Raw genomic sequence first — 12,915 nt, 5'->3', positions numbered from 1 at the left:
AGCTATCAAGCCGGCCTCCACCTCCGAGCTTCCATGATCTGGATCAAGGACCTCACCCGAGCCAGCCAGTGATCACGACTCAATACGCGCCCTAGGCGTACCGTCCCGACCCGAATGGGCCGGGACCGTGGACACGCTTCCCCATCAGGGTGTCCCGACCGGGCAGGACACGCCGTAGGGCGTCGGAGAGACGCCACGCCGGATGGGCGGGGTGGTTCGCCCGACGCCCGCCCACCGCACGGACCGAGGCTGACGGGGCGATGATGTCGCTGCGCGCACTGCTGTGCGGAGACTTCGACGAGCGGTTAAAGCAGCCTTCGTTTGCTCGTCGATCCCACGAACAGCCCAGACCATCTGCGGAGGGCTTCCGGGGCCGCAACACCTTGATGAGGGTGGTGGGGCAGAATCCCGAGGTATCCATGAGGTCCCCTGCAATCGGTTTCTGACGGGAACTTGGAGGGCTGTCCTGTGCCCCCCTTGGCCGATTGACGGGAGGTGCCGGGCGTGACGTGGCACACGGCGAGGGAGCGTGCACGTGCGGGTGCATGCGGACGGTCCGACGATGCGCCGGGGCACCGCCCCACGTCCTGCGCTGATCCTCAGTGAGTGAGCGGCGGCCGGAGGGCGCCCGGGGCCCGCCATGATTCGCGACGGCGCCCGTCCTGGCCGTCTTGGGGCCTTGCTGTAGATGAGTTCCTACCGAGACCGGCCAGGTCCGGCACCCGGACCCGGCGCACTTCAGCCGGGTGTCTTGATCCCCCGCTCCGTACTCTGGCGCTCAGCGCGGGCGATCCGTCATCCGCGAAGGCGCCGACCGGACGACCTCCGCGTCCGGTTCGGCCGCATGGGGCGCCTGTGCGAGTTCCCGCACGGCTGCCACCCAGTGCTCGCCCAGGTGTGGCATCCCCGTGAGGGAGCCGTCGTGCACGACGGTCAGACGGGCCTGGGAGTCGTAGCCGGTCAGGGCGGTGTAGCAGCGGAGTCCGTCCGCCGGAGCACTGAACAGCTGGGCTTGTGCCGCCGGTAGTCCGAAGAGGGTAAGAGTGGGTCCGCAGTCCACGTTGGACGCCAGAAGTCCGACAGGCCCCGCGCCCGCCACCCGCAGGGCGAGCCTCGCGCCCGCCCTGCGGGGAAGGACCTCCAGGACGAGGCGCGCGGACCCGCGGTAGTCGATCGCGCGCAGCCGACGGGTCTGGGCGGTCACCGCGTGCAAGGCTCCCTCGACGCCGCCGCTGTCCTTGCAGGGCAGGGTGAGGCGTACGCCCACCAGTGCGTTTCCTACCCGGGTGGCCTGGTCGCGGCCGCGTACGGAGAGAGGCACGGTGACAGGCATCGGCGGATGCCCCTGAGGTGTGCCTTCCTGGTGCCGCCGGTGCACTGCTTCGGACAGGGCGGCCAGGTACACGTCGTTGACAGTGGCCCCGTGAGCCCGTGCGGCCCCTCGCAGCAGAGCCAGGGGGAGGTCTCGGTGAAACATCTGTGGGGTGCCGGCCTCCGCGCCGGCGAACGCGGGGGCCGGTGTCAGGGGGCGCATGGCTCTGGCGCTCTGGCCGAGGGCTGCGGCGACACCGCGGAGCCTGACGCGCGCCGACGGGGGGAAGCGTGGCGACCACTCCTCCGGTTCGTCATCGATGAGCAGACGAAGGATGGACGCCGCGGCGATCCCGTCCCGCAGGGCGTGGTCGGAGCGGAAGCACACGGTGAAAGACTCCTCCGCGCACCGGATCAGCCAGAGGTCCCACGGCGGCCGGTCTTCCGGCAGCGGGCGGGTGAGCATCTGCCGCCGGACCGCGTCGAACTGCTCGCGGCATGACGCGAGCAGTTCGAGGACGTGCGCCCTCGGTTCGTACTCCCCGGCCGCGTACGCCTTCCTGCCGTTTCGCCCCAGGCGATAGCACAGTGACGGAATGTGGTGGACGCGGGCGACGATCCGAACCCGCAGACAGGCCAGGGGCGGCGCCGCACCGTCGAAGTCGAACATGACGCCCATGGTGAGTGGGCCGCCCGCCGCCCTGCGGAACGAGAGGTCGACGGCGCGCAGCGAGACAGGAGGAGGGTAGGAGGCACCGTGCGGGCGGGCCGGACACACAGGGGCACTTTCCTTTCGTGCACGGGCAGGCCGGTGGTGAAGGGTTCTCGGCGCGCGGCGGCCGGACGCGCGGCCGTCAGCCGGCCTACGCGCTTCTCCCATACCCTGATCCGTCGCTCCGCACCGCCTTCTGACCGCATACGGCGGCGAGTTCATCCCATCGGCGGCGTCGCTCAGCTACACCGAGCACTGTACGGACTTCGTGTGACGGTACGGGCTCGCACCGGCGCTCACCCGGATGACTGCCGCGCCTTGCACGCCGTCAACGGAGACCACACAGTCTGAAAGGTCCTCAGGTCTACGCCGACCGCATATTCCGACCCGTGTCACGCCAGGCCCCCGTCCGGCGGCGCAGCGGTCACACCCCCTGCCTTCCCGCAGGAGCACCTGAAGAGGCATTCCCTGGACGAAAGGCCGACCGCACATGTCCACCACCATGTACGACATGCTCGTCACGAAGATGACCGAGAACCTCGGCGTGGACGCCTCGCACGTCCGTCCCGACGCCACCTTCCCCGACCTCGAACTGGACTCCCTGGCCGCTCTGGAGCTGGGCGTCATTCTCGAGGAGGACCTCGGCGTCACCTTCGACCTCGATGAGCTGAAGGGCGAGGAGATGACCCTCGGCCAGTTCAGCCAGCACGTCGAGCGTCTCGTGGCCGAGAAGCGGTCCGCGGCGGTGGACGCCGCATGACCGCCTCCGACGTCGCCGTCACCGGTCTCGGACTGGTGACTCCCGCCGGACTCGGCGTAGCGGCCGCGTGGGAGGGGCTCTGCGCCGGCATGCCGACGGCGGCGAAAGACCCGAAACTGGCCGGACTGCCAGTCGACTTCTCCTGCCGACTGCCTGGCTTCGACCCGGTCACCGAACTCGGCAGACGCCTCACCTGGCGCATCGACCTGTTCACCGAGATGGCGCTGGTCGCCGCCCGCGAGGCCGTGGCCGACGCGGGCCTGGACCCGAAGACCTGGGACGGCGCACGCGTCGGCGTGGTGATCGGCAACGGTAGCGGCGGGAACGTCAGCCTGGAGGCCGAGTACGGCAAGCTCCGCGACAACCGCATCAGCGCGATCTCACCCCTGACGATCCCACGCTCCGTGCCCAACATGGTCGCCGGTGAGATCGCCATCGACATGCAGGCGCTCGGGCCGAACCTGGTCACCGCGACCGCGTGCGCCTCCGGAGCCACAGCCCTCGGCACGGCGCGTGACCTCCTGCGGCTCGACGCCTGCGACATCGTCATCACGGGCGGCAGCGAGAGTGTCTGCTCGCGCATCGCCAGCGTCGGATTCAGCCAGGCGGGGGCACTCTCCTCCCGGACCCACGACCCGGCAGGATCCTCCCGGCCCTTCGACGCCGACCGCGATGGATTCGTGCTCGGCGAGGGCGCCGGCGTTCTCATCCTGGAGCGGGCCGAGCACGCACGGGCGCGCGGTGCGCGCGTCCAGGCATACTTCTCCGGCTACGGTGCCACGGCGGACGGCCACCATCCCACCGCGCCCGACCCGGCCGGCGGCGGCGTCCGGCGAGCGATCACGGCAGCGCTGGCCGACGCCGGACTGAGCATCACCGACATCGACCACGTCAACGCCCACGGCACCTCGACCCAGAAGAACGACCTGGCCGAGGGACGGGTCCTGCGCACGGTGTTCGGCACCCCGCCGCCCGTCACCGCGAACAAGAGCATCATCGGGCACTGCGTCGGGGCCGCCGGCGCGATCGAGGCGGCGGTGACCGTGCTGACCCTGCGCAACCAGCTGATCCCGCCCACGGCCAACCTGGACCGCCTCGACCCGGAGATCGACCTGGACGTCGTGACTAAGACCGCCCGACCCCACCGGATGCGGGCGGCGCTGTCCAACTCGTTCGCCTTCGGCGGGCAGAACGCAGTGCTTGTGTTCAAGGCAGCGTGACCCGCGCACGCCACGGACGGCCTCGCCCACTCCTCGCCCTCCTCCGCGCCACGGGTGCCCCTCCGCCGCGCCTCATGACCGCCCCAGTAGCTCCGCGACCCCTGTGAAGGAACAGAACGTGATCGCCTACGAATCGCTCTCCGACCACGAGGCCGCAGCCGCGGTCCCCCTGGACGTCGAGGACCTCGTCTGTGTCTCAAGGCCCTACCTCGCTCTGGAGGATCTCCGCCGCATCGCGCCGGGACGGGTCACCGCCACCGTTCCGATCGAGTCCGACCCCGGGCGACAGGCGGCGGTCATGGGTGTCGGAGAGGTCGGCCGCCACCTCGCCATCCTGGGCCTCTGCGCTGCGTCCACCATCAACCGCCGACGTGGCCGCTTCGCCTACCTCGCCCGCAGCGCGCGCGTCGATTGGCTCGCCGCCCCGACCCTCGCACCGCAGGAGGGCCCGCTGATCGGCCACGCGAAAGCCGCCTTCACCACCCCACGCAAGGCCACCGCGGACACCCGGCTCACCGACGCCTTCTCCGGCGAGATCGTCGCCCGTGTGTCCGTCTGCTACGACGTCCTCCCGCACCGGCTCCTCACCCGCCTGCTCGACGCCCCGTCCGCCGAGGACACCTCGACATCACCCGAAGGCCTCCCCTTCCGCGAGACCGCCCCGTCCGTCCGCCCCTACAGCGGGCCGATCCCCCTGGAACGGTTCCGTCTCGAACCGGCCACGGGCACCGTCTCCGCCGAGCTGCCCGTCACCGCAGCGATGTGCCCCGGGCACTTCGACGGCCATCCGGTCCTCCCCGTCGCCGTCGCCGCGACCGCGATGACCACGCTGGTCGACAAGGCCGTCGCCGAGCTCTATCCGCACGCCCGCTGGCTGGCCGGGCCGCTCACCCTCCAAGCAGACGGATTCGCGCGCGCGGGCGAGACCGTGACCTTCACGGCGACGCCCACCCGAGGGATGACGTACCGGTGCGTCGCCCGTACGAAGAGCCGTACCGTCGCGTCCGTCGACATCCAGCTGATCCTGGTCGATCCCGTCACGCTCAACCAGTCCGTACCGCCCGTCATCACCTCGGTCCGGTGACAGTCCGACGACCAGGTCGCGCCCACCCGGCCCCCGGACACGGGGGCGGCGGTCGCGCGATGTCCCGACGGCACGTCTCACGCTCCCCGACCACGGCCGCGACGGCCCTGGTACACACCGACAGCACCGGACCCACTGGGGCGCTTAGGGCCTGTTCGGCCAGCGGCGACCGTCCACCCCTGTTCCTCTTCCCGCGCACCGAAGTGAGCTGACCCATGTCTCTGGCCCTCGTGACCGGCGCCACCGTCGGAATCGGCCGCGCCTTCGCCGAACGGCTCGCCCGCGACGGCCACGACCTCGTCCTCGTCGCGCGTACCGAGGCAACCCTGGACCGTGTCGCCTCCGAGATCCGCGCCGCCTTCGGCGTCTGCGTACGTACGCTGCCCGCGGACCTCGCCACCGTCTCCGGCTGCCGAGCGGTGGAGGACCTGGTCCGGGGCGGGACCACAGTCGACGTCCTCGTGAACAACGCGGGGATCGTGCTCCGCGGCCCCTTCCCGAGCAACGGCCTCGACGAGGAGGAGGCGATGCTGGACCTGAACGTCCGGGCGGTGCTGCGCCTCACGCACGCCGTGCTGCCCGGCATGGTGGCGCGGCGCTCCGGAAGCATCGTCAACGTGTCGTCGTTCACGGCGGCCGGACCGGGCGCGCTGTCCACCACCTATCCGGCCGGCAAGGCATGGCTGCTGTCATTCAGCGAAGCACTGGGCCGCTCCCGGCAACTGCGGGACGCGGGGGTCCGGATGACGGTGGTACTCCCCGGCTTCACCCGGACCGAACTGTTCGACCGATCCCGGTTCGACGCCTCCAGACTTCCCGGCTGGCTGTGGCTGGAGCCCGAAACGGTGGCATCCGCCGCCCTCCGCGACCTGGCACGCGGCAAGGCCGTGAGCGTGCCGACCCTGCGGTACAAAGCCGCCGTCTGGGGACTGCGGCATCTGCCCCGCCTCCTCCTGCAGCCCTTCTCCTGGGACCTCTGGGCACCTGGCCTCCCAGAGGGTGGGTCTGCGCCACTTCATGAGGCTGCCCCGGCGTGCGCGGCCGCCCGCAGTTAGCCTCGCGCTCTCATGAAGGGGGCCGTCCGACGGGTGGTCAAGTAAGCGAAGAGTGCCTCTGACCAGCAAGAATGAGGATTATCGAGGTCCTTGTTCCTGCTCCAGCCGGAGGCACTTCTCAGGTGAAGAAGAGTATCGGGTCGTACCCGCGTGTCCGCATCGAGGGCGGTGGCCGGGCGGTGGTCTCGCAGGCCACACATCACCGCCACCCAACCGGCCTTGACTCAGCTGCCGAAGAAGTACCGGCGAGGGCGCCGGACCCTGATCCGTACCGACTCCGCGGGCGGCACCCACGACTTCGTCGCCTGGCTCGCCCAAAGGGGTCGGTGGTTGTCCTAGTCGGTCGGCATGACGGTCACCGAGCAGGTCCACCAGCATGTGCTGAAGGTTCCGGCATCCGCCTGGACGCCGGCCGTCGAGACCAGCGGCGAGCTCCGCGACGGGGCATGGGTCGCCGAACTCACCGGTGATGTCCAGGACGGCTGGCCCAAGGGCATGCGGCTGATCGTCAGAAAGGAACGACCGCACCCCGGGGCCCAGTTGCGGCTCCCCGATGCGGACGGCATGCGGCTGACCTGCTTCGCGACCAACATCTCGGGCCGGCCGATCGCCGAGCTCGAACTCCGGCACCGGCTGCGGGCCCGGGCCGAGGACCGGATCCGAAACGCGCGCGCCACCGGCCCTGCGCAACCTTCCCCTGCACCGCACGGCCCAGAATCGGATCTGGCTGGAGATCGTGCAGATTGCCCTCGACCTGCTGGCCTGGATGCCGATGCTCGCCCTTACCGGCAAGGCCCGGCTCTGGGAGCCCCGCCGCCTACGGCTCCGTCTGTTTGGCCTGGTCGCCGGACGCACAGGAGGCTGTATGTCTGCTGGCGGTGTCCGCGCTGGTGGACGGCCGGGACCGGTCGGAGGTTGCGGCCCTGTTCAGAGTGTCGGTCAAGGCCGTGGACAACTGGTGGGCGAGGTGGCAGGCGGGTGGCCGAGACGCGCTGAGGTCCCGCCCGCGGGGCCGGCGCGCGGGTGCGAGGCCGCGGCGGCGCACATCGACAGCCAGGCCGGTCACGCGCGCGGGCGCCGGGTCATCGTCGTCTGAGCCGTCTCCCGCGCGTCGGCACGGCGTCGCCGGGCGAAGGCCCGCACTCAGAACGCAGAGTTGCCCGGCCCCAGCGGCACAAGCACCCTCACGGCCGTAGGATCCGTACGCTCCTCGCACCGGCGAGGACCGGACGAGGGGGAAGCCGGATGGTCGGCTGACGATGACTCACCCGAGGCGACAGGAGGGGGTCACTCCCGAGCCGGTCGCCCGCAAGATCAACCTCTTTGTCAAGCCGGGACCGTCCTGGACGGTCGGCCACGTGGAACGGGAGCTGCCGCCGGGGGGCGTGCCCGCCTATCTCGCGGCCCGGGGCAGCGGCGCACGCTCCTTCGTCCTGTGGGCGGACGAGTACCGCGGGGCGCGGGTCGCCACCGTGGTGACCGCCTCCTGCGCGAAGGGCGTCTCGGTCTATCAAGTACTCGGCGCGCAGGGTGAGCTCCTCTGCACCGTCGTACGCGAGAAGGCGTTCAGGAGGGGGCTGCGTACCCGGTGGACGGTGAGCCGGCCCGGCGCACCCGACGCGGTGGGATACAAGGGCCGGATCGTCTGGTGGTGCGTGTGGTGGCTGTTCTCGCCCCTGCTGCCGTTCCTCTTCGTGGCGGCCGTGCTGGGCGGCGGTGACCTTCCTCGTGGACCGGGCCGCATCATCTGGCGCGAGGGCGGCCGGGTGCCACTGGAATTCAAGGCGCACGGAAACCAGGTGCATCTCGAAGAAGCGTTCCTGGACCCGCGGTCAGGCCGTCCGATTCCTGATGCACTGCCCGTATCCGGACGGCCAGCCTCGCGTCGGCCGCCTGCCGGGCGGCCCGGCCCACAGCCGTCCGGCGCCAGTAGTAGAAGCTCGAGCGGCTGACGCCGAGGATGCTGCACAGCCGCTTCACGCCGTATCGGCGCTGGAGGTCGGCGACACACTGGAAGCGGTTCACCAGCGCGTCTCCCCGGCGAAATACTTCGCCGCTTTCCGTAGGATCTCGCGCTCCTCCTCCAGCTCACGGACCTTCTTCCGCAGAGCGGCGTTCTCCGCTTCCAGCGGGGCCGGCGGCTGAGCCGGTTCCTGCGTCCGTCGTCCCCTGGGCCGACTCGCTCCGGCTGCCCTGACCCAGTTCCGCAGCGTCTCCGGGTTGATCCCCAGACCAGCGGCGACCGATCTGATCGTCGCTTCCGGCCGCGACTCGTACAGCGCGACCGCGTCCGCCTTGAACTCCGGCGGGTAGTTCTTCATGACCACGAGATGTCCGTTCTCAGAGGGCGGCGGCGCGGATCCGGTCGCTGCCCGGCCCGCCGGTTCCTTGTCCGGTCAGTACCTGGCTCGCCGGTACGCTGCCCGGGGCGGTGGAGACTGCGATGGGCTCCCTGGACCCGGCGGACTGTGACCGGATGGGCCCGGACGGGCGGCTCATCGAGGGCACCGGCGGTGTGGACGCCGAGACGATGAGCATCTTGTCCGTGGTGCCGTGTGTGCTCTCGGAGGCGGTCTGGCTCACCCCGGACCAGCAGGTCCGGCTCCTGGCGATTGCCTGCGTGGTCAGCGGGATCGTGCGGCTGCTCGCGGACGATCCGGGCACCGAGATCCTGCACAGCCTGGTGGCCCGGATGTGCACCACCCTCGACCACTGTGGTGCCACCGTCGCCCACCGAGGCCGCTGAGCGTGCCGCCCTATGAGTTCACTCGTACTGGATCGCCGGGCCGCTTTGCACGGTCGCCGTTCGGGTCTGGCCGGCGGTGGTGGTGCTGTTCAGCTGTTGTGGTGGGTTTGGGGTCCGTGCCAGTCGAGGCAGAGGACAGTGGCGTCGTCTTTGGGCGGTTGGCCGTTGTAGGCGTGGGCGACCGCGGTGACCATGGTGCGGACGACTTCGCGGGGGTGCTCGGCGGCGGTCTTGCGCAGAATTGCGGTCAGGTCGACGGTTTCCGCTGCGCGTTCCTGCATGCCGTCTGTGTGGAGGAGGAGACGGTCGCCGGGCCGCAGGTCGATGCCCAGGACCCGGTACGCGCCCTGTTGGAGGACGCCGAAAGGCATGTTGACGGCCAGGCGGAGTTCCTCGACGGTGCCGTCGCGCAGGAGGAGGGGACGGGGGTGGCCGGCGTTGATGATCTGAGCTTGGCTGCCGTCGAGGGGGATGCGCAGGAGCTGGCCGGTGGCGAAGGTCCGGCGCCCGTGCTCGAGGAGGGCCTGGTGTATCTGTCGGGCCTGTTCGGTGAGGTCGGTGCCTGAGCGGCGGGCGCCGCGGGAGGCGTTGACCGCGAGGGTGGCGATCAGGGAGGCGCCGACGTCGTGGCCCATGGCGTCGGTGATCGACAGGTGCAGGGCGTCGTGGTCGAGGCTGTAGTCGTAGGTGTCGCCGGCGATGTCGGAGGCTGGGACCAGAGCTCCGGCGAGGGTGAACTCGGGGGCCTCGCAGGAGGGTGCGGAGGGCAGGAGCTGGCGTTGGATCTCGGCTGCGAGGCTGACGGTGGTGGTGCGGTTGCCCCAGTGGTAGAGATCGGTGAAGCGTCGGTCGGTGACGATGATGTAGGCCAGCGCGTGCGCGGCGTCCTCGACCTGTATCAGCACATCCTCGGTCACTGTGTGGAGGAACAGCTCCAGCACGCCGATGGTGTCGCCGCGGTTGGTGACCGGGGCCAGCACTCGGAAGCCATCCGATCCCTCCGCGACGTGGACGACTTTCTGGGTGCGGAGCACGTCGTCGTACATGCTGCTCCCCGCGAGGGGGACCTGCTCGGCACGGTCGTTGTCGGGCTCGGCTGCGGCGGTGTCGTTGACCCGCAGCAGGCGTCGGCCGACGACGTCGACGAAGAGGAACGACACGTACCGGGCACCGAACCGGGTCCGCAGGCTCCGCGCCACGACATCGAGGGAGTCCACCGGCGCGGCGTCCTCCGCCGCTGCCAGCACTTCGGACAGAGCGATCCGGTTCCGCGCCACGGCAGCCTCCTGCGCTACAGGTGTTTCCGACCGCCAGGGAGTACGTGCCGGGTTCGAACAGCGTGACGACAGTACCTGTCTCCTGCCTCCTGCCCCGGTGTGCGGTGGTGGCGGGTGGCGTCAGGTGGTGCGGGCGGCGTCCAGGGTCGGGTAGAGGTTCAGGACGTGGTCGATGCCGTAGACGCCGAAGAGGTGGGTCAGCCGGGGGGGAAGGTTGGCTATGCGCAGGTGGGTCATCAGGATCAGCGTGAACGCCGTCCCCGCTACTACCTGGCCTTACTCGGGAACGCCCTGGAAGCCGGTCAGTAGGGTGCTGAGGATTTCCTGCGCCTTGCTGGACGTTGCGGCACTGGGCTGCTCGCCCGGCGCTGGGGTCGGGTCGGAGGGGCTGCTTTCGGTGACCTTGAGTACCTCGATGAGGAAGCGGCCGTTTGTGCCGTAGGCCAAGGCTTGGCCGTACTCCAAGGACGTGTCTTTCGGCGTGAGCGGCCCGCTCGACGCGGGTGGCCTGGAGACGCGGGCAAGCTTCCCGTCTGGCCCGACAGTCCAGTCGGGTCCGGGTGATGGTGGCGCCGCCTTGTACCGGGCGTCGCTGAGGACGGCCACTCCCGGGCCGTGCTTGCCCGCGGTGATGTGCGCGGAGGTGGTGATCGGCGCCTGGGAGCGGGAGCGGGCAGATGCCGGGGCATTGGCCGTGCGCGGGCCGCATTCGCGGGCTGCGGTCAGCACCTCGGCAAGCAGTTTCGCTTTGTCGGTCTGCCGGGGCAGGAGGTAAATACTGACACTGAATCCGGGGTTGTACCGCTCCGACCGCAGTTCGTAGAGGGCCGGTACACGCACCGCCTTGCGCTTGGCCGCACCCTCGTGGGTAATGCGCGCGCCGCCGGGGAGCTCCACCAGTCGGCAGGGTGAGATCTCCAAGGGCTTTCTCCGCTCGGGGCGGTGGACTACACCCTCGCCCAGCTCGGAGACTCTGCGGTCCAGCTGAGAGTCCATGATCTGCTGCATATAGGAGGGCTCGAAATCATTACCGGAGGCACTCGTTTCAGCAGGACTCACCGTCTCGCCCGATGAGGTGCACCCGCTCATCAGTAGGCCGCCCAGGACCGCCACCGTCGACAAGAGCCGCCTTCTTCGCATGGTCCGACGGTACGGCAGCTTCCCGGCCCGCACCATGGAAACCCGTAATTCCAGCGGGAGTTGAGAGCGCATTGTTCACCGCGTGCGGCATCGGCCCCGATAGGTGACGCGATGATGCCCCGCCCGGACGTCGTCGTGCTCACCCACGAGCACTTCGACCACTTCCACCTGCCCTCCCTGGACCTACTGGACCGGCAGGCGCCCGTCTACACCGGGCCGCTGCTGCCCGCCCCGGTCGAGGAGGCAATTGTCCGACTCGGGTTCGAGGTCCGCCGCGTCGACCGTCGGCCAGCTGCGCGACGGCGTGCACCGGGCGCTGCGCCGCTTTACCCAGGAGCAGCCGCCCACGTGCCAGGTCGACAGCATTACCGCGCTGATCCGCCGGGGGGTGCCTATCGACTAGCCCGTCCCCGACCGTCTGCCCTGCGCCTGACGCCGCCCCGCGGAGGGCTCCCTCCGGCCCCTCCGACGGGGGCGGGAGGGGCCGGACTGTCGGGCGCCGCCGATGCGGCAGCTCACGCGTGGTGCTGCGGTCTCGGGGAGCTTGTCCGCGAACGTGCGGGCTTCTTCGACCTTCTGGTGGAACGTCATCACCGTACGCAGGTTCCGCGCGGCCGCGTGCCCCAGGAGCGCCGTCTGCAACAGGGCCAGCCGCCGGCCCCGCCGCGCTTGCGATCTCCACCTCACCGCCGCCAGCACCCTTCTGCGGGCGGGGTGCGGCGAGGATGCGCGGCGTCGCGGTCAGATAGAGCCGAAAGTCCGACGGGATCCGGGCATTGTCATGGATCGCCGCCCACGGACGCCCCAGCTCACCCGCGGTGGAGTGTGCCTCGTCCACGATCGTCAGGTCGAACGGCGCCATCTGCTGCCTGTACAGCCGCTCCCCGCCCACCAGAGCGGCTTCCAGCGGTCCGCGCACCTTTCCCTGGCCTGTGGTTGCGGTGATGTCCTCGCGGTCCACGAGGGAGGCGTACGTGGCGAACACGACTACAGGCCCTGTCCCGGCCCACAGGGCGAGCTGGATCGGGTTGGTGGTCGTGCGCACGCCGAGCGAGCCCAGGACGGCGTCGTTCTCCAGCGAGCACACGGCGACCATCGGGGCCCGGTGACCGACGGCCCGCCACGCCTCTGCGGTCTGCGCGAGCAGGTCCAGGGTCGGCACCGTGACGAGGATCCGCCCGCCGGGAAAGCACTCCAGGGCACTGGCGGCTGCCATGAGCGTCTTGCCGGAGCCGGTCGCGGACACGATCGTGCCCCGGGCACCCTGCGGAGGTACAGGTGATCTTGCAGGGAATCCGACCCACTTCCGTACGGCCGCTTTCTGGTCCAGCTGGTGTTTTCTGAGCAGAATCAACGACATCCTGCGCCTCCCTTTGCGGTCATTCTCGCAGAACCTCAAGCGGCTTTGTGCGGGTCGCACGGACCGGTCATTGATCCAGGTTCGCGTATTCTGCTGGTGCCAGCTTCGGCTCCTCACACCTTGGTTCAACGAGGTGCTGAAGCTTCCCCTTGATCGTGGACACCTGGAGACTGGGACCCGAGGTTCCAGAGGAAGTAGCACCAGGTGGGAAGCAAGTACACGAAGCGGTACACCGAGGAGTTCAAGCGGG

10 protein-coding genes and 3 pseudogenes are annotated in these 12,915 nt (G+C 70.0%); 8 read left to right on the top strand and 5 right to left on the bottom strand.

Annotated features, from left to right (window positions below):
- Positions 1 to 778 precede the first annotated feature (778 nt).
- A complete protein-coding gene (locus tag ABZ154_RS33775; RefSeq protein WP_356838184.1) occupies positions 779 to 1,981 on the bottom strand; it encodes a wax ester/triacylglycerol synthase domain-containing protein in 1,203 nt (400 codons plus the stop codon).
- Positions 1,982 to 2,513: 532 nt separating this feature from the next.
- Here ABZ154_RS33775 and ABZ154_RS33770 point away from each other — a divergent pair.
- The 7 genes and pseudogenes from ABZ154_RS33770 (at position 2,514) to ABZ154_RS33740 (ending at position 8,094) form a co-directional block, all read left to right on the top strand.
- Positions 2,514 to 2,783 carry an acyl carrier protein gene (locus ABZ154_RS33770; RefSeq protein ID WP_356838182.1) on the top strand — a complete coding sequence of 90 codons (270 nt, stop codon included), beginning with the start codon at positions 2,514 to 2,516 and terminating at the stop codon, positions 2,781 to 2,783.
- A complete protein-coding gene (locus tag ABZ154_RS33765) occupies positions 2,780 to 4,003 on the top strand; it encodes a beta-ketoacyl-[acyl-carrier-protein] synthase family protein (RefSeq protein WP_356838181.1) in 1,224 nt (407 codons plus the stop codon). Before ABZ154_RS33770 ends, ABZ154_RS33765 begins: the two co-directional genes overlap by 4 nt.
- A gap of 118 nt (positions 4,004 to 4,121) precedes the next feature.
- A complete protein-coding gene (locus tag ABZ154_RS33760) occupies positions 4,122 to 5,087 on the top strand; it encodes a hypothetical protein (RefSeq protein ID WP_356838179.1) in 966 nt (321 codons plus the stop codon).
- Between the two features lie 215 nt (positions 5,088 to 5,302).
- Positions 5,303 to 6,142 carry an SDR family oxidoreductase gene (locus tag ABZ154_RS33755; protein ID WP_356838178.1) on the top strand — a complete coding sequence of 280 codons (840 nt, stop codon included), beginning with the start codon at positions 5,303 to 5,305 and terminating at the stop codon, positions 6,140 to 6,142.
- Between the two features lie 195 nt (positions 6,143 to 6,337).
- Positions 6,338 to 6,977, top strand: a pseudogene (locus ABZ154_RS33750) (transposase); the annotation flags it as partial.
- 34 nt (positions 6,978 to 7,011) lie between these two features.
- Positions 7,012 to 7,161, top strand: a pseudogene (locus ABZ154_RS33745) (helix-turn-helix domain-containing protein); the annotation flags it as partial.
- Between the two features lie 240 nt (positions 7,162 to 7,401).
- Positions 7,402 to 8,094 carry a hypothetical protein gene (locus ABZ154_RS33740; RefSeq protein ID WP_356838176.1) on the top strand — a complete coding sequence of 231 codons (693 nt, stop codon included), beginning with the start codon at positions 7,402 to 7,404 and terminating at the stop codon, positions 8,092 to 8,094.
- A 69-nt stretch (positions 8,095 to 8,163) separates the two neighbouring features.
- Here the strand turns inward: ABZ154_RS33740 and ABZ154_RS33735 are convergent, their stop codons facing one another.
- Entirely contained in the window at positions 8,164 to 8,463 is a 300-nt protein-coding gene (locus tag ABZ154_RS33735) for a transposase (protein WP_356838174.1), read from the bottom strand.
- Positions 8,464 to 8,573: 110 nt separating this feature from the next.
- Here ABZ154_RS33735 and ABZ154_RS33730 point away from each other — a divergent pair, with 110 nt between their 5' ends.
- Positions 8,574 to 8,888, top strand: a complete 315-nt coding sequence (locus ABZ154_RS33730) for a hypothetical protein (protein WP_356838172.1) — start codon at positions 8,574 to 8,576, stop codon at positions 8,886 to 8,888.
- A gap of 89 nt (positions 8,889 to 8,977) precedes the next feature.
- Here the strand turns inward: ABZ154_RS33730 and ABZ154_RS33725 are convergent, their stop codons facing one another.
- From ABZ154_RS33725 to ABZ154_RS33715, 3 genes and pseudogenes are all read right to left on the bottom strand, one after another.
- Positions 8,978 to 10,165, bottom strand: a complete 1,188-nt coding sequence (locus tag ABZ154_RS33725) for a PP2C family protein-serine/threonine phosphatase (protein ID WP_356838171.1) — start codon at positions 10,163 to 10,165, stop codon at positions 8,978 to 8,980.
- Positions 10,166 to 10,441: 276 nt separating this feature from the next.
- Positions 10,442 to 11,287, bottom strand: a complete 846-nt coding sequence (locus tag ABZ154_RS33720) for a hypothetical protein (protein WP_356838169.1) — start codon at positions 11,285 to 11,287, stop codon at positions 10,442 to 10,444.
- A 543-nt stretch (positions 11,288 to 11,830) separates the two neighbouring features.
- Positions 11,831 to 12,665: pseudogene (locus ABZ154_RS33715) on the bottom strand (DEAD/DEAH box helicase family protein); the annotation flags it as partial.
- Positions 12,666 to 12,915: the final 250 nt, after the last annotated feature.

Origin of the sequence: Streptomyces sp. NPDC006261 (assembly GCF_040613515.1) — a bacterium.
Lineage (GTDB): Bacteria > Actinomycetota > Actinomycetes > Streptomycetales > Streptomycetaceae > Streptomyces.
The sequence above is the reverse complement of the archived record's forward strand: the minus strand, read 5'-3'. Positions and strand labels throughout refer to the sequence as shown.